Genomic DNA, 23035 nt, shown 5'->3' with positions numbered 1-23035 from the left:
CGGGCCGTAGGAGCGGCTTCCAGCCGCGATCCCCACCCACCGCCGCATCGCGGCCAGAGGCCGCTCCCACCACCCACAGCCGCAGGAACGGGCCGCAGGAGCGGGCTGTAGGAGCGGCTTCCAGCCGCGATCCCCGCGCCCCCCCACCACCGCATCGCGGCCAGAGGCCGCTCCCACCACCCATCGTCCCTGGCACCCCAGACCGGAACCAATAAAAAAGGGTCCGGGCCTTTGCCAGACCCGGACCCTGCCACACACCTCTGAAACCGGATCAGAAGCCCTTCGACCAGCCCACCCAGGTCTTCAGGTCGTCGGAATTGACCGTTCCCAGGGCGTCGCCCTCATCGATATCGGCATATTCGAAGTTGAGCGAGAACTCGCCAAGATCGCCGGCATCCTTCGCCAGATTCACCGCAAAGTGCGAGTAGCTGGCATCCCCCACATCGGCGCTGCCGTCGTTATCGAAGTCGTAGTATCCCAGGGTTAGCCCGAGCGAGAAGTCCTCGGGAAGCGGGAGGCCCGCGCCGACATAGTAATAGGCATCCCCGGAATCGAACAGACCGTCGTCATTGTCGCTGTTGATGGTGTACGCAAGGCCCGCGTAGAACATCTCATAGCTGAGCTCGCCGTAGATCTCGCCGAAATCGATACTGTCCGGCGCATCGGGGTAGGCATAGTAGACATAGCCCACGTCATAGCCGATGCCATTGGCCACCTCACCCGCGAACCCGAGATAGAGGTCCAGCTCGTAGCTGGTTCCATCGTCGAAGTCGACATTGGAGGTCCAGGCGCCGGCATAGAACCCGGAGGCGTCCTCGAAGTCGACGCCGCCCTGAACGGCTGCGGAGTCGAGGGTCTGCGTCACACCGCGGAAGTAGTAGTTGGAGACCACACCGATATTGGCGGACATCTCCGCGGTGGCGGTGGCGGTCATCGCAAGGCCGCCGGTCGAGACCGCCGCGACGACAGCGGCGGAGAGGGCGGAACGGGTCAGTTTCTTCATGGGTCGTGCTCCTGATGGAAGTGTTGTGCAGTGACCAGTCGGCGGTCGGTTGTCATCTGTCGTTCATCGACGCCCAGACCCCTGCATGAGCTGTGCCAACCAGTACCGGGCCCCGAAAATCGGCTTCTTACAACACATGTCGCCCTGGTACGACACCCTGATGCCCCAAGCCGGGGCGGCTGTCCCGGGAATGCGCACCGTTCCAGTGCATCTGCGCCCGCAGGCCTCGGCTGCGGGCGCCAGACGCCGGATGCGGCCATCCACCCATGCGGCCGTCGCACGCGGCGCCAGACCGATTGTCTCTCGGCCCCTTTTCGCCCAGACTCGAAGCCCTTATGAAGCCAGACGCACGTTCATGAGCGACACTTTGCCCGGCTACGACGAGATCCCCTACGAGAGCTTCCCGATCACCGAGACCCACCCCGACCGGCTGGCCGTGATCGGCCGCCTCTTCGGGCTGGCGGCCCCGGATCCGGCCCGCTCGCGGATCCTGGAACTAGGCTGCGCCGCCGGCGGCAATCTCCTCCCGATCGCCTTCCATCTTCCGGACACCCGCTGCACCGGGGTGGAGCTCTCCCGCGCGCAGGCGCTCGAAGGAGCGGAAACCAGCCGGGCGCTGGGCCTCGATAACGCCGAGATACGGCATCAGGACATCCTGCAGGTCCCGCTGGCGGGCGAGCCGTTCGACTACATCGTCGCGCACGGCGTGTTCTCCTGGGTGCCCACTGCGGTGCAGGAACACATCCTCGCCCTCTGCGGCGCCCGGCTCGCTCCCGGGGGCATCGCCTACGTCAGCTACAATGCGCTGCCCGGCGGACGGCAGCGCAGCATGCTCAGGGACATGCTGCTGCATCACGTGCGCGACATCACCAGTCCGCGCGAGCGCCTGGCCGGTGCGCGCGAGATGCTGGCCTTCCTCGCGACCCCGCTCAGGGACACGCCGCCGGGCCACGACTGGCTGCGCAAGGAGCTGGAGCGACTGCAAGCCGCCCGCGACAGCTATCTCTACCACGAGTACCTGGAGGAGACGAACGAGCCGGTGCTGTTCCGCCAATTCGTGGACCGCGCGGCAGCGCACGGACTCCAGTACCTCGCCGACACCCGTCTGCACACGATGTTTCCGTCCACCCTGGGGGCGGATGCGGAGGCGAGCCTCGCGCGCTTCGATGACCTGACGGTTGCGGAGCAATATGCGGATTTCCTGACGCTGCGCCCGTTCCGCCGGTCCCTGCTGTGCCGGAGTTCGGAACCGCTGACGCGCGAGATCGATCTGGACCCGCTGTTCGCCCTGCCCCTGTACACGGATCTCGCGCCGGACCAGGAGGGGGTCTTTCGCAACGCCGCCGGCCGGTCCTTCCGGGTCGAACCCCCGCTGCTCCGCGCCGTGATCGAGTCGCTGAGCGAGGCCTTTCCGCGCGCACGACTCCTGGAGGAGATCATGCCCGAGGCATCCGAACGGGCGGCCCGGTCCGGACATGCACCGACGTCCGGAGATCTCCGGTCCCTGCCGGAGCAACTCTTCAGTCTTTTCGCGTCCGCCGGCCTGCAGGTCACGCTCTGCCCTCCGGATCCCGTGATCAGCGCGATGCCTGCCGGATCAGGACCCCGGGCCACAGACCTGGCGCGAACGCTCGCGGAACGGGGCGAGCGCCTGATCCCGACCGCCCGGCACCAGTCTCTCCAGCTCGATCCCGTTTCCACCCGCATACTGGCCCGGCTCGACGGAAGCCGCGAGCCGGCGGCACTGGTGGAGGACCTGATCGCGGCCGCCGCGCGTGATCCCGAACTGACGCGGGAACTGGGCGCCGCCACACCGGACCGCCAGCGCGAACGGCTGGAGGCACGCGTGAGCGGCCTGCTGGCGCTGCTGGAGCGTCACGGCCTGCTGGTTGCGCTACGATAGGGGCAGTCGCAGACACGCAAGAGACCTTCCAACCATTATTCAGGGATGGAGACATGACACTATTCGGGCTCCTGGAAGAATACCTGCGCGAAGGAACCCTGAACGTGCAGCTGCCGGACGGTACCCGGCGCCGCTTCGGATCCGGACAACCCGAGGCGGGCATCGTGCTCAACGAGCCCTCGACCCTCCGGCGCATCGCCGCGGATCCCGGCTTCGAGTTCGGCCAGACCTACATGGAGGGCGGCTGGACGCCAGGTGACGAGGGCCTGCGCCCCCTGCTCCACCTGACCATGAGCAACTTCGCGGAGATGTTCGCCCAGCAGCGCCGGCAACCGCTGGGGCTGGTGCGCAAGGTCCTGCAGCAGGGAAACCGGGTGCGCCGGGCCTATCGCAACGTGTCCCATCACTACGATATCGACGAATGGCTCTTCCGCCGCTTCCTCGACGACGGGATGTTCTACTCCTGCGCCTACTTTGCGCAGCCGGACATGAGCCTCGAAGCGGCGCAACAGGCGAAGTGCCGCCACATCGCGCTGAAACTGCGCCTGGAGCCCGGGATGCGGGTGCTGGACATCGGCTGCGGCTGGGGCGGGCTTGCGATGTACCTCGCCTCCGAGTTCGACGTGTCCGTGGACGGGCTGACCCTGTCCCAGGAGCAGCTGCGCGTCGCGCGGGAGGAGTGCGCCCGGCGCGGCCTCGACGACCGGGTCGCGTTCCACTTCCGGGATTACCGTGAACACCGGGAACAGTATGACCGCATCGTCAGCGTCGGCATGTTCGAGCACGTGGGGCAGCCCTATTACGGGGCCTTCTTCCGGCAACTCGGCGAACTGCTGAAGGAGGACGGCGTCGCGCTGTTGCACACCATCGGCCGCACCTGCGGCCCGGGCACCACCAATGCCTGGCTGCGGCGCTACATATTCCCCGGCGGGTACACCCCGGCCCTGTCCGAACTCTCCGCGGCGCTCGAGCAGACCCCGCTGATGGTCACCGACCTGGAGGTCTGGCGATTGCACTACGCGGAGACCCTGGCAGAGTGGTATCGGCGCTTCCAGTCGGTGCGGACGGAGGTCGCCGAGCGCTTCGACGAGCGCTTCTGCCGGATGTGGGAGTTCTATCTCGCCTCCTGCGAGGGCACCTTCCGCTTCTGGGACCAGGTCGTCTTCCACGTCCAGATGGCGAAGCGGCACGACGCGGTGCCGATCACCCGTGATTACCTGTGCCGCCCCTGACCAGGTCGAAGAGATGAACCGGCGGCGAATCGACGAGGGGCTGGTGATCGTTGGGCTGGTGCTGATCGGCATCGGAACCTACGCGCTGTACACCGGCGAGGTCTTCATCAGCCGACTCACCGTCAGCGAGGGACAGAGCCTTGGCGGAATCGGCGCGCTCGCCATCGGCGCGATCTTCATCGCCGCCGGCGTCTACTTCCTGATCCAGTCCCGGAAGTGATGGATGGCGGGGCCCGAACCCGCCGCCTCAGGACCCGGGCCCCGAAGCGGGCTCGCGCCCGGTCAGCAGATCGCGCAGCGTCAGGGAATCCAGGACCTCTGAGCGCCTGCGTTCAATCCGCTCGACCAGGGACTCCACCGTGCCCGGACCCTCCATGCGCCGATAGAGGTAATCGTCTTCCTGGTGGCGCAGAGCGTTCAGGATCTCGTTGACCGGGATCGCGGCCAGATCCCGACCGGGCAGATAGCGCGGATCGTCCTCGCCCGTGACCACCAGCAGTCCCGAACGCTCGAGCGCATCCGCCGGCCCGGCCAGGACCCGGCTGGGCACTTGCAGCCGGTGGGCCAGATCTTCCAGCGCCGGCGCGCTATCTCCCTCCAGGAAGCGATGACCCACCTCGGCCATCAGGTGCATCCCAAGGCGCTCGCGCATCGCGGCCGAGGGCGGCTCGCCGGCGCCGCGTACCCGGATGTACTCGGGATTCTGTATGTAGAAGGCGATCATCGACCCGACCAGCAGGATCAACCAGGCAAGGTAGACCCAGATCAGCAGCATGATCACGATCGCAAAGCCCGAGTAGATCGCGTCATAGCGCGTGGAGCCGGCCACGATCGTGGCGAAGCCCCAGCCCACCGCCTGCCACAGGATCCCGGCGATCAACGCGCCGATCAACGCGGGCATCAACCGCACGCGCGTATTCGGAACGAACATGTAGATGAAGGTGAAGGCACTCACGATCAGCGCGAACGGGAGCAGGGTGGAGGCCGTCTCGAACAGCATGCCGAGCGGCTCGACCGCGGTCACCCGCTGCATCAGCGTCGAGGACATTACCGTCGCCGTGACCCCCAGCGCGGATACCACCAGCAACGGCCCGATCATGATCACCGACAGATAGTTGCTGAAGCGCTGACCGAAACTGCGCATGCCCTCAACGTGCCAGATGCCATTGAAGGCCTGTTCGATCTTCTGCACGAGCGCGATAACGGTGTAGACGAGGAACATCAGGCCAACGAACCCGAGGACTCCGACCCGCATGTTGTCGACGAACTCCAGCACGTTCCGGGTGATCTCCACGCCCTGTGGGCCGAGTGGCTGCAGCAGGTTCAGCATCACGGGCTCCACCGCATTGTGGGCACCGAAGGCCTTCAGGACCGAGAATGACAGCGCCAGTAGCGGCACCATCGACAGCAGCGTGGTGTAGACCAGGCTCATCGCCCGCAGGGTCAACTGGCCTTCCGTGGCCTCGCGCACGATGCCGCCGATTCCGCGCACGACACCGATCGCCAGCGCCTGGCTGCGCGGGAGCGTCGCGAGGTCCGCGCGGTTCAGCAGCTCGTCGGCCCGCTCGCGCCAGCGGCCCAGGCGCCCCGGCTCGGCCTTCCCCCGGCTCACTTCTGACGCCAGTTGCCGTTCCCGTCCTGGTACCAGTATCCGGATGGCGCCTCCTCCACCCACACACGGGCAAAGGTCTCGCGGATCTGGTCCTCCCAGTCCGGACGGTCATTGGCCCGGGCGATCTCCTGGTACAGGGCCCGGCGGTCCGCATTCTCCTCGTTCACCAGCCGCTGAACCCGGGAGCGTTCCCGCAACGGCACGTCGGAGAGATCCCGGACCTCGACGAAACCGTCACGTGCGAACCCGATGGCACCGCTACGCAGGTAGGGGACCAGTTCCGCACTGCGCGAGCGCATGGATGCCCGCAGCCGGTTGATGGCGGGACTCTCCGCGCGCAGGTCGGGCGTCTGCGCGGAGGCCGGCGCGACCAGCCTGTCGAGGCCCCAAGCGACCGCCGGCATGATCAACGGCGTGATGCCGCGGCTCGTCGGCTCGGGCCCGGCATCCGGCTCGTTTGGTGGCTTGGCATCGGGCGCCTCGAGGACATCCCGGACGATGGTCCTGGCGGCCTCCTCGGCGGCAGCGGCGGGGAAGTAGATGTGGATCGTTACGCAGGCGCTGGCCACCAGCACCACCACCAGTATCGCGAACATGCGACTCAGGTCCCTCATTACGCTTCTCCTCTGCGCAGGGCGCAGCCACGGGGGAACTCCCTTTTCTGCGATTACTGTACAACAGCCGTGTGACCTTCTCGAACGGTGTTCAGGCGCCGCATCAGTTCCGGCCAGTCCACCCGCCGGTTGTGGCCGATCACGTCGATTCGCGGCAGTCCCCCGCCCTCCACCAGCACAAAGGTACCGTCCGGGCGCTCCCCGACCCCCGAGGCCAGGCAGACGTCGCCGTCGAGATCGCAGTCGAACCCCAGTCTGCGGTAGGCAAAGGCGTCGAACAGGCGCAGGAAGGTCGCCGCCAGCCTGCCCTGGACCCCACCGCCGATCGCGGTGAGATTCTCGACCGCACGCTGGCTGATCCGGCGGCGTCCCGGATCTTCTTCGGGTGTGGCCAGAGACAGGTGCATCCGGTGCGGCCCCCACTCGACCAGCAACAGGTCCTCGACGGTCCCGGAAAGACGCCCCTCGATCCGGCCGAAGTCCAGGGCGCTCGTCAGAAGATCCAGTTCGAGCCGCCGCACCTGTGCCGAGACCTCCAGTTCGGGGGTCACCCCGAACAGGTTGCGGATGCGCAGACCACTGAGCACGATCTCGCCATCGAAGACCTCCACCAGCAGCTGGCCATCGACGCGCAGGCCGTCGATGTCATAGAACACGCGCGGGACGATGCCGGCCAGCGTGCCGGAAAACCGGGGCCAGCCAACCGCCTCGGTCAGCCGTTCCAGGCTCAGGGCACGGATGCCGCCCTCGAACTCGATCTCCGGCCCCTCGGAGCCCCAATGCAGACGGAAGTGATCCACGCCCGCACCGCCGTCCAGCACCGGAACGAACAGCGGCTCCAGCAGCCGAAGGCCGCGAGGCTCGAGCTGGAAGTCCATCCGGAAGGGGCCGACCGGCAGACCACGGACCTCGCCGGCGGCCACGGCAATCGACGATTCCCGGGCCACCCCCTCATCGCTCCAGGCGACACTGCCGGCGGAACCCGTCAGCCCGAAGCGGCCGAACTCATCCCTCAGTCCCAGGTCCTGCCAGAAGGCCGTCAGCGCCCGGGCACGACCCTCCGATAGGCGCAAGCGGCCGCGGGTCTCGCCCTCGAAACGGCTGCGGCCAAGGACGGTGCCGACAAGCAGTGGTTCAACCAGTATCCTGCCCGCGAGATCCAGGCGTCCGATCTGCCACGCGATCTCGCCACGCTCGAGCCGGTCGCCCGAGTGCACCAGCCCCGTGCCCTGCAGAAGGGTGTGCCCTGCGAGCGCCGCTTCTGCCGAGGCCGCGCGCCACGCCCTGGGGCGCGGATGCCGGGGGACGGGCTGCAATGAAGAAACCGACAAGGCCACCGGTCCTGCCTCTCCGAGATCCAGAAACCAGGGCTCGAAGAATGCCGCGCCCTCCGTGAACCGGGCCTGAACATCGTAGCCTCCCGCGCCGTGGGCCAGTCTCCCGGACCCGGACAGGCCCTCCGCGGCGTGCAGCCCGGCGGGATCACTGAAGCCCAGGCCCGAGACGGACAGATCCAGCTCCACGATCGGCAGCCGCCCGCGGGTATCGATACGGCCGGCAGCCCGCGCGAACCCGGCGTCGATTGCGACCGGCATCTTCAGCGGCAGCAGGCCGGAGTCCGCCAGCATCGGCAGATCCAGCCCGTCCAGGTCGAGGTCCACGCGCAGCCCGGCAGCCCCAGCGACACCGCTGACGTGTCCGTGACCGCGGAACAGGCCCGGCCAGGGTGCCGAAAAGCGCAACGAGTCCGCCTCCCGGTCCCAGTCGAAGTTCAGCCTTGCCGCGTCGAGACGCCACCCGTCTCCCCGTGCGGTCAGGCGGCCATCGGCACAGGCCAGCCGCCTCGCGGTGACCTCCACGCGCGGGCAGTCGAGGCGGAGGCCCTCGACCACACCCACCGGGTCGGCGAGGCGCAGGCGGTCGGCCCGGACCTCGAAGCGGGGCTCAGGCCCGACCCAGGAGACATGGGCACGCAGGTTGCGTGCATCGAAGGCCTCGTGGACCATCGAGCCGATGTCCACCTCCAGCGAGAGGCCGGACTCGGGCCAGCCCGGGGCCGGCACTGCGGCGAACAGCGGAATCGAGGCCAGCACCCCCAGGCGGCGACGGCCGGCTCCGTTGATCATCCCGGATGGGACGAACCGGAGATCCCGACCCCGTCAGCGGTCAGCAGCGTGACGTGCATACCGCCCCCTGCTCCGTCAGCGCCGACCCGATGCGGACCCCGGACGGTGAACCGCAGCATGGCTCGACGCAGAAACGCCCATCTGACCCGTGATCGCAAGGAAGGCGTCCATCAGCCCTGCCGGTCCAGCTCGCAGAGCCGCTCCTTCTCCGGCGGCAGGTTGTCGGGGCAGACGCCGCAGCCCACGTTGCCCGGCAGGGCCCAGTCGATCTTCTTGGGATAGGGCAGATCCATGCCGTCCATGATCTGCACGAACTCCTCCAGGCTCTTGCCCTTGCCCAGCCGGGGATTCCGGAGCTTCTCCTGACCGATCGTGGTGATCTGCCGCTCCTCGTAGTCGTGTGCCGGATACACCAGCGTCTCGTCGGGCAGCGTGAAGAACTTGTCGTGGATGGAGTGATACAGGGTGGTGGCATCACCCGACTGGAAATCGGTACGCCCGCAGGCCTCGATCAGCAGCGCATCGCCCGAAAACAGCATCGGCAGGCCCCCGTGATCCAGCAGATACGCGTGGTGGGCATCGGTGTGCCCCGGGGTGAACAGCGGGTTGAGCACCAGGTTCCCGATGCGCATCGGTTCCCCCTCGCGCAGCCCGATGTCCCGACAGGGCAGTTCGTCCAGTGCCGGACCCGCAAGCTTGCAGCCGGTGTGCTCGCGCAGCATCCGTCCGCCGGTAATGTGATCGGCGTGGATGTGCGTCTCGATCGCGTAATCGAGGTGCAGGCCCAGCTGCTGGAGGGTCTCCAGATCGCGTTCCACCGTCTCGATCACCGGGTCGATCACCGCGGTGATGCCGGTGTCGGGGCAATGGAGCAGGTAGGTGTAGGTCGACGATTCGGGTTCGAACAACTGTCTGAAGATCATTGGCCTGTCTCCTCCGGTGGCAGCTCTACGTGCTTGGGTCCCGCGCGAAGCACCGAGTTCCGCGCAGTACCCGACCAGCCGTGCGCCTGGCTGTGGACGGTAGCCGATTTGGCTATCATGCCGCATCCCGAGACTGTGTACATGGAGACGTCCGATGCAATCGAGCGAAGTCGCCGAAATCATCCGTTCCCGTCTGCCCGAGGCCGAAAAGGTCGAGGTGACCGGCGGCGAAGGCAAGTTCGAGGCCCTGGTGGTCAGCCCGATGTTTGCCGACATGAACGCGGTGAAGAAGCACCAGACGGTCTATGCCACCGTCCGCGACGAGATCGCCAGCGGGGCCGTGCACGCGCTGTCCATCCGCGCGCTGACGCCGGAGGAGTACAGCGCCTCCTGATGGGAACGGCGGACACGTCCGTGACGGATGAGCGGAGTCCCGATGCCGGGCAACCCTCGGCCCGGCATCGCTGCACCCCGGGGCACCTGCCCGCCCTGCAGGAACTGCTGGGAAGGTTCGGGATCGGCCTGGCGGTGCATTCCGAGGATGGCCATCTTCCGGGCAGCTTCTGGGGTGAACCCGAGGCGGGGATCGTCCGCGGCACCCTGCACGTCCGTCCCGACACGCCGGTGCACTCTGCCCTGCACGAGGCCTGCCACCTGATCTGCATGGATCCGGCACGCCGCGCAGGGGTGCATACGGACGCGGGCGGCGACGATCTGGAGGAGTCCGCGGTCTGCCGCCTGCAGGTGCTGCTGGCGGGTCACCTGCCGGGGATCGGACGGGCTGCGCTGATGGATGACATGGACGCCTGGGGCTACAGCTTCCGCCTCGGTTCGACCTCCGCCTGGTTTCACGAGGACAGCGGGGACGCGGACGCCTGGCTGCGCGGCCACGGCCTGGTCGATGCCGACGGCCGGGTCCGCTTCCGCACGCGCGGCCAGCCCTGACGATCGCTCCCGTCACCCGCTTGCGGGACGAATCCGCCGGGATCCGATCTCGAACCGACGAATGCCCGGCCTAACGCGTTCGGGTGGGCGCGCGCCGGTAACCCGACCCGGCGCCCGGAGTCATGCACGGACTGGCGCCGGCTGGCATAGTAGGCGCGCAACGATGCCGGCAGCATCGGCAGAACCGCAGACGGAGCAAGCCATGGAGACCCCGAAACGAGTCCGCCAGGGAGAGAAGATGCGCGCCGAGGAAAAGGTGGCGCGCATTCCCGTGAAGATCACGCCCACCGAGCGGCCGCTGCGCAAGCCGCGCTGGATCCGCGCCCAGAGTCAGGCCGCGCCGGGTGTTCAGCGGATCAAGCGCATCCTTCGCGAGCAGCGGCTGCACACGGTCTGCGAGGAGGCGAGCTGCCCCAACCTGGGTGAATGCTTCGCGCACGGGACCGCGACCTTCATGATCATGGGCGACATCTGCACCCGACGCTGCCCCTTCTGCGACGTGGCACACGGCCGCCCGAACCCCCTGGATCCGGATGAGCCAAGGCATCTGGCCGAGACCATCCGTGCCATGGACCTGCGCTACGTGGTGATCACCTCGGTGGACCGTGACGACCTGCGCGACGGCGGCGCCGCCCACTTCGTGGCCTGCATCCGCACGGTGCGCGAACAGAACCCGGACATCCGCATCGAGATCCTGGTACCGGATTTCCGCGGCCGCGTGGACACCGCCCTGGACATCCTGCGGAAGGCGCCCCCCGACGTCTTCAACCACAACCTGGAGACCATCCCGAGGCTCTATCGCAAGGCCCGGCCGGGCTCCGATTACCGGGCCTCGCTGGAACTGCTGCGGGCCTTCCGCGCGGAGCATCCCGGAGTACCCACGAAATCGGGACTGATGCTCGGCATCGGCGAGACGCGCGAGGAGCTGCTCGAGGTCCTGCGGGATCTCCGCGATCACGGCTGCGAGATGCTGACCCTGGGACAGTATCTGCAGCCCAGCCGGCACCATCTCCCGGTCGAGCGCTATCTGGAACCCGCCGAGTTCGACGAGCTCGCGGACCGTGCACGCGAGATGGGCTTCCGGCAGGTGGCCAGCGGCCCAATGGTGCGCTCCTCCTATCACGCGGACCTGCAGGCCCGGGAAATTGTCGGCGACGCGCCCCTGGCAGCTGGCCAGGACTAACGGTCACGTCCGGGCGAGCACGCGAACCAGCGGTTCGGGCAGCACAGGCGCGGCTTCGGTCGGGCATTCCAGCAATTCCGCCAGCCGCGTCTCCAGCCTCGCCGCGACCCGTTGCGGGTCGGCCTGCACACCGAGGCATTGCATTGAGGTAACGGCCAGCCCCGGATAGCCGCAGGCATCGATGCGCTCGAATGCCGCGAGGCCCGGACCCACGTTCAGCGATAGCCCGTGCATGCTGAATCCGTGCCGCACCCGCAGGCCCAGCGCGGCGATCTTCGCGCCGTCCACGTAGACACCGGGCGCATCCGAGCGGGCCTCGGCCGGAATGCCCAATTCCGCGAGGCTGTCGATCACGACCTGCTGCAGCAGATCCACCAGAGCGCGTACGCCGAGACGATGGCGGCGCAGATCCAGCAGCGTGTACAGCACGATCTGGCCGGGGCCGTGAAAGGTCACCTGCCCGCCCCGGTCCACCCGGATCACCGGTATCGCCCCGGGCGCCCGCAGGTGGCCGGGGCGCGCATTGCGGCCGAGGGTGAAGACGGGCGGGTGCTCCACCCTCCAGAGCTCGTCGGGCGTTGCCTGCGCGCGCTCGTTCAGCTGCAGCTGCATCGCCCGCCATACCGGCACGTACGGCTGCCGGCCGAGCCGGTAACAGCGCAGCGGCGGGCAGGTCACGCGGGCCGGAGGGTCAGACCGAACTTTCCGCATGGGCCACTAGTGGCCCATGCGGAAAGTTCGGTGACTATGGAGCACAGCCAGAAGGGCCGGAGCAAGGAGGGCAAGTGCAGGAATAGTGGGCCTATTTCAAACTTGCCCAACGCAGCGCCGGCGCTTCTGGCGAAGCGATCTGGTACCGAACCTTCCGCATGGCCCACTAGAGCACCATCCGGACGCCGGGACAGGCGCCCAGTGCCCGGTACAGGCCATCCAGCTGCTCCTGGCTGGTTGCGGTCAGGGTGATGGTCACTCCGACGTAGTTGCCGGCCGACGACTCCCGGTGCACCACATCCACCGTGTCGGGTTCCGGCACGTGCCCGGCGATGCAGGCCTCCACCGCCTCGAGGAATTCCTCGTGGGCCTCGCCCATCACCTTGACCGGAAAGCGGCAGGGGAAGTCGAGCAGGGTGTCGCGATCATCCGTCATCGTACGGCTCCGGCATCTTCGATTCCCAGCGATCGGTCGCGGGCGCAGCGAAAGATCTCGAGCGCACGCCGCCAGACCGGACACGGCCGCCCTCCTCCAACCGGCCTGCCGTCGAGCGAGGTCACGGGCACCAGTTCCCGGGTCGAACTGGTGACCCAGATCTCGTCGGCCGAGTGCAGGGCCTCTTGCGGCACGGGCGCCTCGCGGCAGTCCCAGCCCGTATCCCGCAGCGCGTCCAACAGGAATCGACGGGTGATCCCGGGCAGGATCGCGTGTCCGAGGGGTGGCGTGCTGACCGTGTCGCCGTGCACCACGAAGACATTGCTCGCGGCACCCTCGGTGACCCCCCCGTCGCGCAGCAGGATGGCCTCCACGGCCCCGCTCTCCACGGCCTGCTGGCGCGCGAGCACATTGGCCAGCAACGCGACCGACTTGATGTCGCAGCGTCCCCAGCGCTGATCCGGCAGCGTGATCGCGGCGATCCCCGCCTCGCCGGGATCCGCCCGAGTCTGCGCGATCGGGCTGACCATCGCGAACACGGTCGGAGCCGCGCTCGCGGGAAAGGCGTGATCCCGCGGCGCCGCGCCACGACTGACCTGCAGGTAGACCGAGCGGTCGCCGCCGGGATTGCGTTGCAGCAGCCCCTCGAGGATCGGTTCCCAGCCCTCGTCCAGCCCGGGTTCCGGCATGCGGATTCCGCCAAGCGACCGGCGCAGACGCTCGAGGTGCTCATCGAGCAGGAAGAACGCGCCCCGGTAACTCGGAATGACCTCGTAGACCCCGTCAGCGAACAGGAAACCGCGGTCCAGCGGCGAGATCGAGGCCTCCTCGGGGGGCAGGAAGGCACCATTGAGGTAAACGATCACGCCGGTTCAGAACGGCCAGGCGGAACGCAGGCCCAGCGCGGCGCTGTCCCAGACCCAGCGGAACATGCCGCCCGACTCCACCGGCGCCAGGGCCACCAGCGGCTTGCGGTCCAGCATCTCGCCACCCAGCGTCACGATCACCTCGCCCAGCGTCTCACCCGCGTCGATCGGCGCCTGGTGCGGACCCCACAGTTCCATGGTGGCCTCGAGACGCTCGGCCTGCCCCTGTGGCAGCACCACCCAGAGTGGCTCCGCGAGTCCGGCCTGCACCGAGGTGCTGGCCCCCTTGTACACCCGCGGCTCGTTCAGCACGACGCCCTCCTCGAAGAGCTTGCGGGACTCGAAGAAGCGCATGCCCCAGTTGATCAGCGCCTGGGACTCGTTGGCACGGATGATGCCGCCGCGCTGGTGGTTCGGGGCGTCGATCCCCATCACGACCGCGATCAGGCGGCGATCATTGCGTTTGGCGGAAGACACGAGATTGTATCCCGCGCCCGAGGTCCAGCCGGTCTTCAGGCCATCGAAGCTCTCGTCGCGCCACAGCAGCAGATTCCGGTTGGACTGCTCGATGTCGTTGTAGCGGAACGACCGTTCGCTGTAGTAGCCGTAGAGCTCGGGGAAGTCCCGGATCAGTGCCCGGGCCAGACGGGCCATGTCGGCGGGGGTCGTATACTGCGCCTCGTCACTGGGCAGACCATGCGGATTCGTGAAGTAGGATCGGTGCATGCCCAGGGCCCGGGCCTGGGCGTTCATCAGGTCCACGAAGGCCCCTTCCGAGCCGGCCACCAGTTCCGCCAGGGCGGTGGAGGCATCATTCCCGGATTGCACGATCATCCCGCGCAGCAGGTCCTCGACCGGCACCTGGTCCCCCACCTCGATGAACATCCGCGAGGCACCTTCCTTGCCGGTGCGCCAGGCGCGCTCGCTGACGGTCACCAGGTCATCGAGGCCGATCTTGCCCGCCTTGATCTCGCCGAAGACCACGTAGGCCGTCATCAGCTTGGTCAGGCTGGCCGGCTCGCGCTCGAGGTCGGGATCCAGCGCCGCGACCGGCAGGCCGGAATCGAAGTCCAGGAGGATGTAGCTCTTGGCGGTGATATCGGACGGCGGGCGCGGGGTCACGGCCAGCGCCGCGGCACCGTTGGCACCCGCGGTGCCTGGCGTGGGCAGCGTCTGGGCCATCGCCGCCAGCGAGACAAGCGCCAGCAGCAGCGGGCCGGCGAAGCGCAGAACGGATTTCATCATTGGACACTTAACCTGAAGATCGAAGCGGTGAACGGATTGCCGGGATCGCGACTGGCGCGCCACGAAGCGGAGGCCGCGTGACGGGTCCCGGCGCCGGCCATTCTATCCCGAGCGCGCGGTCTCTGCCCGGTTCGGGCGGGATCGGCGCATCACGCCGTTCGTGCCGGTGGACCCGGGCCGCCGCGGTCTCACCTCGCCTCATCGACCACGACGCGGTAATCCTGCAGCGCGGCCTGGTGCAGACGCTCGGCGACCTCCTGAACCGCCGATGCATCCGCCAGGGGCCCGATGCGCACGCGGTGCAGCGGTGCATCCGGGTTACCGGCGACGGTGGTGACGCGCACATCGTCAAAGCCGAGGGCGCGCAGGTCGTTCCCGATCCTTTCCGCAGCGTCGCGGTCGGCAAACGCACCCACCTGCACATAGCTGGCCGAAATCGTCTCGCCGTTGCCCGGCTCGCTCCCGGCCGGCTGCGCAGGGGGCTCGACCTGGGCGACGCGCACCGGCTCCGGAGCCAGGTCGGAAGGCCCCACCGCTCGGATCCGCACCGGCGCCACTCCCTCCTCGATGATCCCCAGGCGATGCGCGGCCGTGTAGGAGAGATCGATGATCCGTCCGCCGACGAACGGACCGCGATCGTTCACGCGCACGATCACGCGCCTGTCGTTGTCCAGGTTCGTCACCTCAACGAAGCTCGGTAGCGGCAGCTGGCGGTGCGCCGCGGTCATCGCGAACATGTCATAGGGTTCGCCACTGGAGGTCCGGCGGCCGTGGAACTTGGTCCCGTACCAGGACGCGAGTCCCCGCTCCTCGAAACCCGCACTGGAGTCGAGTGTCCGGTAGCGGCGCCCGAAGACCTCGTATTCCGGCGGATTCCCGTAACGGCTGCGCGGCTCGGCGCGCGGCACCGCGTCCGGTATCGCGGCCAGATCGACGGGCACTGCCGCGGGGTGGCCATCGGCCACGCGCCGGTCGGGGCTGCTTCCGCAGCCGGCGAGCATCAGGACCAGAAGACCGCCGGCCGTGAGCGGTATCAGCGCGCCGCTCGCGCGGATCATGGGCGCAGCGCCTCCGTCAACTGGTGCACCACCATCGCGTACAGAGGGCTACGGTTGTACCGCGTGATCACGTAGAAATTCGGGTAGCCGAGATAGAACTCGTGTCCATCCCGCCCCTCCAGCCGGATCAGCGAGAAGCGGCCGTCCGCGGGCACGGTCTCGACGGGGCGGACCCCGCGGGCCGCGAGTTCCTCCAGCGAGAACCGTGCCTGGTACCCCCCGCCGAGCAGGGCCTCGTGGGCATCGCCCTCGGCACGGGCCCGGGCCACTACCGGCTTGCCGGACTCCCAGTCGTGTTCGCGGAAGTAGTTCGCGACACTGCCGATCGCATCCGGCCAGGAGTTGATCAAGTCGCGACGGCCGTCGCCGTCGAAATCCACCGCATAGGCCCGGTAGCTCGACGAGATGAACTGTCCCCGTCCCATCGCGCCGGCGTAGGAGCCGCGTGTCTCCTGCAGGTCCAGGGACTCTTCCCGAGCCAGCTCCAGAAAGTGGCCCAGCTCGCTGCGGAAGAAGGTCTGTCGTGGCGGATAATCGAAGCCCAGGGTCACCAGAGCGTCGAGGACCCGGAAGCCACCGAGGTTGCGGCCGTAGTTCGTCTCGACGCCGATGATCGCCGCAATCAGCGCAGGATCGACGCCATAGCTCTCCTCGGCCCGCTTCAGCCAGTCCGCCTGCTCGCGCATGAAGGTCCGGCCGCGCTCGATCCGGAGATCGTTCACGAAGATGGGTCGATAGTCCTTCCAGGGTCGCGCCTCCGCGGGGCGCGAGATCAGGTCGAGGATGCGCTGTTGCGGCTCGACCCCGGCAAACAGCTGTTCCAGCGCGGCGCGCTCCATCCCCGACTCGACTTGTTCGTCGATGAAGGCCATGACCTCGGCGCGTTCGAGGTACGGAGGATCCCCGGCCCGGAACTCGGACTGCGAGACGGCAACGCCGGGCAGCGAACAGGCAGCGAGCAGCGATACGAACAGGCCCGAGATGCCGGCATGGGCCAGCAGACGGCCCGCCCGGGGCGGCGAGATTAGGGTCATCGATTCACCAGTCGCTGTCGGGAATGAACGGCCATCAGAATACCGAAGCCCACCATGAGCGTCACCAGAGAGGTGCCGCCGTAGCTGATCAGCGGGAGCGGGATGCCCACCACCGGCAGCAGGCCCGTCACCATGCCCATGTTGACGACCACGTACACCGCAAAGGTCAGGCTGATGGCGCCGGCGATCAGCCGGCAGAAGCGCTCCTGGGCCATCGCCGCGATCCACAGCCCGCGGCCCACGATCAGGAAGTACAGGGCCATCAGGAGCACCACGCCGAGGAACCCGAACTCCTCGGCGTAGACCGCGAACACGAAGTCGGTGGAGCGTTCCGGCAGGAACTGCAGCTGCGACTGGGTGCCGTTCAGCCACCCCTTTCCATAGAGGCCGCCCGAACCGATCGCGATCTTCGACTGGATGATGTGGTAGCCGGCGCCGAGCGGATCCGATTCCGGGTTCAGCAGGGTCAGTATCCGCTGCCGCTGGTAATCGTGCATCTGCGTCCACAGCAGCGGAATCACCGCCGCGATCGCGAGCCCCAGACCGAGGAACCAGCGCCAGTGGAGACCGGCCAGGAAGATCACCAGCAGGCCCGCCACACCGACCAGCAACGCGGTACCCAGATCCGGCTGACGCATGATCAGCAGCACCGGCACCAGGATCAGCACAGCCACCACCAGCAGGTCCACGAATCGCGGCGGAGCATTGCGCAGCGACAGATACCACGCCACCATCAGCGGCATTGCCAGCTTCATGATCTCCGAGGGCTGGAACCGGATCACGCCGAGATCGAGCCAGCGCCGGGCCCCCTTGCCGACGTCACCGAACAGCACCACCGCAAACAGCAGCCCCAGGCCCGCGAGGAACAGCCACGGAGATAGCGCGCGCAGGGTACTGATCGGGACCCTTGCCATCACGAGCAGCGCCAGCACACCCAGCGCAATGCGACCGATCTGACGCTGCAGCGCCTCCACGCTCTCGCCAGAGGCGCTGAACAGGACCGCAAGGCCGAGCATCAGCAGCACCGTGATCAGCACCAGCAGCGTGCCGTCCAGACGCAGGCTGCGCAACAGCCACTGGGAGGTGGTCAGCTCACGCCCGGTGACGCTGATCATGATCCTTCTCCCGCGGCCGCGACCTGGCCCCGGGACGACAGATAGAAGTCGATCACCTCGCGTGCGATCGGCGCCGCGACACGACCGCCGCTGCCCCCGTGCTCGACCAGCACGGCCACCGCGATCTCCGGAAGATCCGCCGGCGCATAGGCAAGGAACAGGGCATGATCCCAGAGCAGGCGATTCAGTTCCTCCTCCTCGTATTCCTGGTCCGGCGCGAGGCTGAAGACCTGGGCGGTACCGGTCTTGCCGGCGATGCGATATCCCGTGGGCGGGTCGCTGCCAATGCTGCCCCAAGCCGTTCCGTGGCGTGCGTGCACCGACTCGATCATCGCCTCGTGGATCGCGTCCCAGTGGGCGTCCCTCGCGATCACCGGAGCCAGGTGTCGGACGGGCTGGGTCACCGTCTCACCGCTGCTTCCGTCGCGGATCGCCCGAAGCAGCCGCGGCTGCACGCGCTGCCCCCGGTTTGCCAGCGTGCTGGCGACATCCGCGAGCTGCAGGGGCGTCGCCAGCAGGTAACCCTGCCCGATCGCGGTGATCACGGTCTCGCCCGGAAACCAGGGCAGATTCTGCACCGACCGCTTCCACTCCCGGCTCGGCAGAATGCCCGGACGTTCGCCGGTGGCGTCGATGCCGACGCGGCTGCCGATACCGAAGGCACCGAGCATCGGTGCCATGCGGTCGATCCCCAGCTTGTGCCCGAGGTCGTAGAAATACACGTCCGCGGACACCGCGATCGCCCGCGACAGGTCCACCCAGCCGTGGCCACCGCGCTTCCAGTCCCGGTAGCGCCGCCCGTGACCGGGCAGCTGGAAGTATCCGGTGGCAAACATCCTGCGCTCGGCCGTGGTCACTTCCTCTTCCAGACCCGCAAGGCCCACGAGGGGCTTCAGCGTCGAACCCGGCGGGTACTGTCCGCTGAGCGCGCGGTTGAACAGCGGCTCGTGCGGGTCTGACTGCAGTGCGTCGAAGGCCTGATGAGAGATTCCGTTCACGAAGGGATTCGGATCGAAGCCGGGTTTGCTGACCAGCGCCAGCACCTCGCCGGTGGCCGGGTCGAGCATCACCACCGCCCCGTCGTGTGGTGCCAGGGCGTCACGGGCCGCGCGCTGCAGTTCCACGTCAATGCTCAGGGTCAGGTCCTGCCCCGGCACCGGCGGCACAGCGGAGAGTTCGCGGATCACGCGTCCCTCGGCGTTGACCTCCACCTGCTTGTGGCCGGTGTTGCCGTGCAGGATGTTCTCGTAATAGCGTTCGACGCCGGTCTTGCCCGTGTGCGAGGTGCCGGCGTAATTGCGCGCATCCAGGCGCTGCAGGTCCCGCTCGTTGATGCGGCCGACGTAGCCGACCACGTGGGCGAAATCCTCTCCCAGGGGGTAGTGACGAACCGGTCGCGCCTGGATCTCCACACCGGGCAGCTCGGGCCGCGCCACCGCGATCCTCGCCACCGCCTCGTCGTCCAGATTCGCCTTCAGCAGCACCGGCTGGAAGGGCCGTCGCTGCCCCACTGACCCCCGGAAGCGTTCGATCTCCAGCGGCGACAGCTCGACCAGCGCGGACAGACGCCCCAGCAGCTCGTCGAGGTCGCCGGCCTGCTCCACGGTGACCTCCAGCTGGTAGGCCGGCCGGTTCTCCGCCAGCAGCACGCCATTGCGATCGAAGATCAGGCCGCGTGTCGGCGGAACCGGCTCGATGCGCAGGCGGTTGTTCTCGGACAGGGTGGTGAAATGCTCGTGCGCACCGACCTGCAGGGTGAACAGACGCACCCCGAGCGCCATCAGCAGCAGTGACAGGATCAACAGCGAGACGAGGACGCGGACAGAGAAAAGCCGCTGATCCCGCCCTTCCTCGTCGTAGGAATCCTGACGGTCAATCAACATGGGCTAGTGCATTCGCTCCGTCATCACGGGCGCGGATCGGCCGGGCCGCTACGCGGCCCGCGAAGGGAGCCGGGAGGCCCTCAGACCTTGCTCTTCTGGTAGCGCTTGTAGCTGGCCATGATCTCGGCCTTGGCCGCCTCGGCATCCGACCACCCCTCAACCTTGACCCATTTGTTGCGTTCCATCTCCTTGTAATGGCCGAAGAAATGGGTGATCTGATCAAGCAGCTCGCGCTGCACATCCTCCGGACCCTGAACGCGCTCGTACTGGGGATCCAGCTTGGTGACCGGCACGGACAGGACCTTGGAATCCGGACCCGCCTCATCCGCCATCTGCAGGAGCCCAACCGGCCGGCAACGCACCACCACGCCGGGAACCAGCGGGACCGGCGTGATCACCAGCACATCCAGTGGGTCGCCATCCTCGGCCAGCGTGTGCGGAACGAACCCGTAATTGCAGGGATAGAACATGGCCACCGTCATGAAGCGATCGACCATCAGCGCGCCGCTGTCCTTGTCGATCTCGTACTTGACGGGTTGTCCCAGTGCCGGAATCTCGATGACGACATTGAAATCGTTCGGCAAATCCCGACCGGCAACGATTTTGTTCAGATCCATGCCCGCACCCTCGTAGCTGATTTGACGCGCCATTATAACGGCGTTCCCGGCGAGAGGAATCGCCCTTGCGGGTCCTGTTCCCAGCAGGTATAAGTCGGCGGGCGGGAAGGCAGAACCGGGCGAACCCGCGCGCCAATCGGCGCGCCTGGCCGGGGCCGCGGATGTCGCGGTTTTCCGGGCGCCGGATACCCGTCGCGCCTGGCCCCGCGCCGGCCCGCCACAGGAACCCACTGATGCATTGCTCCGGACACAGCGCCCGCAGACCATGACGGCGAAGCGACCGTGCTCCGGAAGGCTCGTCCCGATGGCCGCTGCCATTGCCGTGGCCCTGACCCTGATCCCGGTGACCGGAGATGCGAACTACCTGTCTTCCTGCCGGGCACCCGCCTCCTCGTTCTGGCCGGAACTCCGCTCCCTGCCCCCGGAGGTGGTCGAGATCGAGGCGGATGCGATCGAGGCGATTCCCGGAGAACGGGTCCGCGCCCGTGGCGAGGTCCGCGTGTTCGCTGATGGCCGCCGGCTGGATGCGCAGGCCATTGATTACCGTATTCCCACCCAGACCGTGGAGACCGGGGAACAGACCAGGCTGTTCGACGGCGATTTCCTGGTCGAGGCCGACTCGGGCCGCTACCGGATCGACGACGAGACCGGGGAGTTCAATGACATCGACTACTGGCTGCGGTCGCGCCGGGCACGCGGGAGCGCGGATGATGCCGCCCAGGACGGGCCGGGGCGGGTGCGCCTGCGTGGGGGCAGCTTCACCACCTGCCCGGAGGGGGATGACAGCTGGTGGCTTTACGCGGACCGCATTCGCCTGGACCAGGAGACCGGACGCGGCCACGGCTACAACGTCTCGCTGCGCTTCAAGAATGCGCCGATCTTCTACACCCCCTACATCAATTTCCCGATCGACGACCGTCGCCAGTCGGGCATCCTGACGCCTTCGGCCGGATACAGCTCCCGATCGGGCCTGGATGTTGCCGTCCCATGGTACTGGAACATCGCGCCCAACTACGATGCCACGATCACGCCGCGCGTACTGTCCCAGCGCGGCCTGAAGCTCGAGACCGAGTGGCGCTATCTGCGTCCGCGCATGAGCGGCCAGATCGACCTCTCGGCCCTGCCCGATGACCAGGTGGCCGAAGAAGACCGATACCTCGTTCGCCTGCAGCACCGCGCTTCGATCCGTCCCGGGCTGTCCCTGCGGGTGGATGCCACCGAGGTGTCCGACCAGGACTACTTCCAGGACTTCGGCACCGACGCATTCTCCTCCAGCACCTCGGTGGTGGAACGCCGGGCGGACCTGACCTACAACCGGCCCGGCATTCGGCTGACCGGAAGGGTCCAGGATTTCCAGGTTCTGGATCCTACCCTGGCGCCAGGCCAGGAACCCTATCGCCGCCTGCCGCAGGTGCTGCTGGAAGCGGGTGAATCGAGGGAGAGCGGCCTGTTCTGGGATCTGCGTTCGGAGCTGGTCCGGTTCGACCGGAGCAACTCGGTGACCGGGCTGCGCTTCGACGTGGAACCGGAGATCGGATTCCGTCATGACACCGGGGGCTATTTCGTGGAGCCCCGCGTCGCGCTGCGCTACACGGGTTATGACCTCGACGGAAACCCGCCCGAAGTGGACACGAATCCAACCCGGACGATACCCCGGATGAGCATCGACGGTGGGCTCATCCTGGAACGGTGGCTGGACAGCGGCTCACTGCAGACGCTGGAGCCCCGGGTGTACTACGGCTACGTACCGTTCCGGGACCAGGGGGATATCCCGCGATTCGATACCTCCGAACGCGAGTTCAGCTTCGACAGCCTGTTCACCACCCGGCGCTTCGTGGGGGGGGACCGGGTCGGCGACACTCATCAGGTCACCACCGCGCTGACCAGCCGCATCATCGATCCGGGGACCGGCAGGGAACGCCTGAGCCTGTCTGCCGGACAGATCACCTACCTCGACGACCGCCGGGTCAGCCTGCGGCCAGGTGATCCCGCATTGCCCCGCAATCGCCCGCAACTGGCGGCGGAGGCGGTGGCACGCGTTGGCCGCAGCTGGCAGGCCCAGACCTCGGTGATCTTCGACACCGATCGCGAGCGTACCCGCCTCGCGACGCTGGGCATCGCGTACAATCCGCACGACCGGGCGCGTCTGAATCTCGGTTACCGGCTCCGCGAGGAGCGGATCGAGCAGACCGACATCTCCGGATTCTGGCCCCTGAACGATCGCACCCAGTTCATCGGACGCTGGAACTACAGCCTCTTTGACGAACGCACCATCGAACTCCTGGGTGGAATCGAGTATCGAAGCTGCTGTTACGGTCTGCGCGTGGCCCTGCGCAGGCACCTGACCGATTTCGAGGGCGAGTACAATAACTCGATCTATTTTCAGTTGACGCTGGACGGATTGACGCGCTTCGACACGGGGCTCGAAGATCTTCTGCAAGAGGGAATTGCCGGATATGAGACCAATGATTATCGCTAGCGACACGCGGATCGGGCCGGGACGATCCGGCCGTCCCGACGCGGCGGTTC

21 protein-coding genes are annotated in these 23035 nt (G+C 67.5%); 7 read left to right on the top strand and 14 right to left on the bottom strand.

Annotated features, from left to right (window positions below):
• Positions 1-271: 271 nt before the first annotated feature.
• A complete protein-coding gene (locus ACESMN_RS01300) occupies positions 272-1003 on the bottom strand; it encodes a TorF family putative porin (protein ID WP_373051772.1) in 732 nt (243 codons plus the stop codon).
• Positions 1004-1358: 355 nt separating this feature from the next.
• On the opposite strand from ACESMN_RS01300, the gene ACESMN_RS01295 reads away from it, so the two are divergent.
• The 3 genes from ACESMN_RS01295 to ACESMN_RS01285 are packed head-to-tail and all read left to right on the top strand — an operon-like array spanning position 1359 to position 4358.
• A complete protein-coding gene (locus ACESMN_RS01295; RefSeq protein WP_373051771.1) occupies positions 1359-2906 on the top strand; it encodes a methyltransferase regulatory domain-containing protein in 1548 nt (515 codons plus the stop codon).
• A 53-nt stretch (positions 2907-2959) separates the two neighbouring features.
• Positions 2960-4138 carry a class I SAM-dependent methyltransferase gene (locus ACESMN_RS01290; protein WP_373051770.1) on the top strand — a complete coding sequence of 393 codons (1179 nt, stop codon included), beginning with the start codon at positions 2960-2962 and terminating at the stop codon, positions 4136-4138.
• A 13-nt stretch (positions 4139-4151) separates the two neighbouring features.
• Entirely contained in the window at positions 4152-4358 is a 207-nt protein-coding gene (locus ACESMN_RS01285) for a hypothetical protein (RefSeq protein WP_373051769.1), read from the top strand.
• A 27-nt stretch (positions 4359-4385) separates the two neighbouring features.
• On the opposite strand, the gene ACESMN_RS01280 is transcribed toward ACESMN_RS01285, so the two are convergent.
• From ACESMN_RS01280 to ACESMN_RS01265, 4 genes are all read right to left on the bottom strand, one after another.
• Entirely contained in the window at positions 4386-5750 is a 1365-nt protein-coding gene (locus tag ACESMN_RS01280) for a YihY/virulence factor BrkB family protein (RefSeq protein WP_373051768.1), read from the bottom strand.
• The gene (locus ACESMN_RS01275; RefSeq protein ID WP_373051796.1) at positions 5747-6346 is read right to left on the bottom strand and encodes a YdbL family protein; all 600 of its coding nucleotides are present in this window, start codon (positions 6344-6346) and stop codon (positions 5747-5749) included. The genes ACESMN_RS01280 and ACESMN_RS01275 overlap by 4 nt, the downstream gene beginning before the upstream one ends.
• Positions 6347-6417: 71 nt before the next feature.
• Positions 6418-8490, bottom strand: a complete 2073-nt coding sequence (locus ACESMN_RS01270; protein ID WP_373051767.1) for a hypothetical protein — start codon at positions 8488-8490, stop codon at positions 6418-6420.
• Between the two features lie 170 nt (positions 8491-8660).
• A complete protein-coding gene (locus ACESMN_RS01265; protein WP_373051766.1) occupies positions 8661-9413 on the bottom strand; it encodes an MBL fold metallo-hydrolase in 753 nt (250 codons plus the stop codon).
• 154 nt (positions 9414-9567) lie between these two features.
• On the opposite strand from ACESMN_RS01265, the gene ACESMN_RS01260 reads away from it, so the two are divergent.
• The 3 genes from ACESMN_RS01260 (at position 9568) to lipA (ending at position 11541) form a co-directional block, all read left to right on the top strand.
• On the top strand, positions 9568-9807 hold the full coding sequence (locus ACESMN_RS01260; RefSeq protein WP_373051765.1) for a BolA family protein: 240 nt from the start codon (positions 9568-9570) through the stop codon (positions 9805-9807).
• 86 nt (positions 9808-9893) lie between these two features.
• Entirely contained in the window at positions 9894-10358 is a 465-nt protein-coding gene (locus ACESMN_RS01255; RefSeq protein WP_373051795.1) for a hypothetical protein, read from the top strand.
• A 202-nt stretch (positions 10359-10560) separates the two neighbouring features.
• On the top strand, positions 10561-11541 hold the full coding sequence (gene lipA / locus ACESMN_RS01250; RefSeq protein ID WP_373051764.1) for a lipoyl synthase: 981 nt from the start codon (positions 10561-10563) through the stop codon (positions 11539-11541).
• 3 nt (positions 11542-11544) lie between these two features.
• On the opposite strand, the gene lipB is transcribed toward lipA, so the two are convergent.
• From lipB to ppa, 9 genes are all read right to left on the bottom strand, one after another.
• Positions 11545-12219 carry a lipoyl(octanoyl) transferase LipB gene (gene lipB / locus ACESMN_RS01245; RefSeq protein ID WP_373051794.1) on the bottom strand — a complete coding sequence of 225 codons (675 nt, stop codon included), beginning with the start codon at positions 12217-12219 and terminating at the stop codon, positions 11545-11547.
• Positions 12220-12418: 199 nt separating this feature from the next.
• Positions 12419-12688: a YbeD family protein gene (locus ACESMN_RS01240; RefSeq protein WP_373051763.1), complete on the bottom strand. Its 270-nt coding sequence runs from the start codon at positions 12686-12688 to the stop codon at positions 12419-12421.
• Positions 12685-13554, bottom strand: coding sequence for a D-amino acid aminotransferase (locus tag ACESMN_RS01235; protein ID WP_373051762.1), 870 nt, complete (start codon positions 13552-13554; stop codon positions 12685-12687). The genes ACESMN_RS01240 and ACESMN_RS01235 overlap by 4 nt, the downstream gene beginning before the upstream one ends.
• 6 nt (positions 13555-13560) lie before the next feature.
• Positions 13561-14799 carry a D-alanyl-D-alanine carboxypeptidase family protein gene (locus ACESMN_RS01230; RefSeq protein WP_373051761.1) on the bottom strand — a complete coding sequence of 413 codons (1239 nt, stop codon included), beginning with the start codon at positions 14797-14799 and terminating at the stop codon, positions 13561-13563.
• A 188-nt stretch (positions 14800-14987) separates the two neighbouring features.
• Positions 14988-15857, bottom strand: coding sequence for a septal ring lytic transglycosylase RlpA family protein (locus ACESMN_RS01225; protein ID WP_373051760.1), 870 nt, complete (start codon positions 15855-15857; stop codon positions 14988-14990).
• Positions 15854-16891, bottom strand: a complete 1038-nt coding sequence (gene mltB, locus ACESMN_RS01220) for a lytic murein transglycosylase B (protein WP_373051759.1) — start codon at positions 16889-16891, stop codon at positions 15854-15856. Before mltB ends, ACESMN_RS01225 begins: the two co-directional genes overlap by 4 nt.
• Positions 16888-18006, bottom strand: a complete 1119-nt coding sequence (gene rodA, locus ACESMN_RS01215) for a rod shape-determining protein RodA (protein WP_373051758.1) — start codon at positions 18004-18006, stop codon at positions 16888-16890. The genes mltB and rodA overlap by 4 nt, the downstream gene beginning before the upstream one ends.
• Positions 18003-19889: a penicillin-binding protein 2 gene (mrdA, locus tag ACESMN_RS01210; protein ID WP_373051757.1), complete on the bottom strand. Its 1887-nt coding sequence runs from the start codon at positions 19887-19889 to the stop codon at positions 18003-18005. The genes rodA and mrdA overlap by 4 nt, the downstream gene beginning before the upstream one ends.
• An 80-nt stretch (positions 19890-19969) precedes the next feature.
• Positions 19970-20506, bottom strand: a complete 537-nt coding sequence (ppa, locus tag ACESMN_RS01205; RefSeq protein ID WP_373051756.1) for an inorganic diphosphatase — start codon at positions 20504-20506, stop codon at positions 19970-19972.
• Positions 20507-20810: 304 nt separating this feature from the next.
• Here ppa and ACESMN_RS01200 point away from each other — a divergent pair, with 304 nt between their 5' ends.
• Positions 20811-22985, top strand: a complete 2175-nt coding sequence (locus ACESMN_RS01200) for an LPS-assembly protein LptD (RefSeq protein ID WP_373051755.1) — start codon at positions 20811-20813, stop codon at positions 22983-22985.
• The last annotated feature ends 50 nt before the right edge of the window (positions 22986-23035 follow it).

The sequence above is a fragment of the Thioalkalivibrio sp. genome, assembly GCF_041690275.1.
Taxonomy (GTDB): Bacteria; Pseudomonadota; Gammaproteobacteria; order Ectothiorhodospirales; family Ectothiorhodospiraceae; genus Thioalkalivibrio.
Note: the sequence above shows the minus strand (reverse complement) of the source record. Positions and strands in the feature narration are given on the sequence as shown.

What these genes read in the sequence shown, in the direction of transcription:
- ACESMN_RS01260 (WP_373051765.1), top strand. Translation starts at nt 9,568, where the DNA reads ATGCAATCGAGCGAAGTCGCCGAAATCATCCGTTCCCGTCTGCCCGAG.
- ACESMN_RS01300 (WP_373051772.1), bottom strand. Translation starts at nt 1,003, where the DNA reads ATGAAGAAACTGACCCGTTCCGCCCTCTCCGCCGCTGTCGTCGCGGCG.
- lipA (WP_373051764.1), top strand. Translation starts at nt 10,561, where the DNA reads ATGGAGACCCCGAAACGAGTCCGCCAGGGAGAGAAGATGCGCGCCGAG.
- ACESMN_RS01285 (WP_373051769.1), top strand. Translation starts at nt 4,152, where the DNA reads ATGAACCGGCGGCGAATCGACGAGGGGCTGGTGATCGTTGGGCTGGTG.
- ACESMN_RS01225 (WP_373051760.1), bottom strand. Translation starts at nt 15,857, where the DNA reads ATGATCCGCGCGAGCGGCGCGCTGATACCGCTCACGGCCGGCGGTCTT.
- ACESMN_RS01265 (WP_373051766.1), bottom strand. Translation starts at nt 9,413, where the DNA reads ATGATCTTCAGACAGTTGTTCGAACCCGAATCGTCGACCTACACCTAC.
- mltB (WP_373051759.1), bottom strand. Translation starts at nt 16,891, where the DNA reads ATGACCCTAATCTCGCCGCCCCGGGCGGGCCGTCTGCTGGCCCATGCC.
- mrdA (WP_373051757.1), bottom strand. Translation starts at nt 19,889, where the DNA reads ATGTTGATTGACCGTCAGGATTCCTACGACGAGGAAGGGCGGGATCAG.
- ppa (WP_373051756.1), bottom strand. Translation starts at nt 20,506, where the DNA reads ATGGATCTGAACAAAATCGTTGCCGGTCGGGATTTGCCGAACGATTTC.
- ACESMN_RS01200 (WP_373051755.1), top strand. Translation starts at nt 20,811, where the DNA reads ATGGCCGCTGCCATTGCCGTGGCCCTGACCCTGATCCCGGTGACCGGA.
- ACESMN_RS01270 (WP_373051767.1), bottom strand. Translation starts at nt 8,490, where the DNA reads ATGATCAACGGAGCCGGCCGTCGCCGCCTGGGGGTGCTGGCCTCGATT.
- ACESMN_RS01295 (WP_373051771.1), top strand. Translation starts at nt 1,359, where the DNA reads ATGAGCGACACTTTGCCCGGCTACGACGAGATCCCCTACGAGAGCTTC.
- ACESMN_RS01240 (WP_373051763.1), bottom strand. Translation starts at nt 12,688, where the DNA reads ATGACGGATGATCGCGACACCCTGCTCGACTTCCCCTGCCGCTTTCCG.
- ACESMN_RS01290 (WP_373051770.1), top strand. Translation starts at nt 2,960, where the DNA reads ATGACACTATTCGGGCTCCTGGAAGAATACCTGCGCGAAGGAACCCTG.
- ACESMN_RS01275 (WP_373051796.1), bottom strand. Translation starts at nt 6,346, where the DNA reads ATGTTCGCGATACTGGTGGTGGTGCTGGTGGCCAGCGCCTGCGTAACG.
- ACESMN_RS01230 (WP_373051761.1), bottom strand. Translation starts at nt 14,799, where the DNA reads ATGATGAAATCCGTTCTGCGCTTCGCCGGCCCGCTGCTGCTGGCGCTT.
- rodA (WP_373051758.1), bottom strand. Translation starts at nt 18,006, where the DNA reads ATGATCAGCGTCACCGGGCGTGAGCTGACCACCTCCCAGTGGCTGTTG.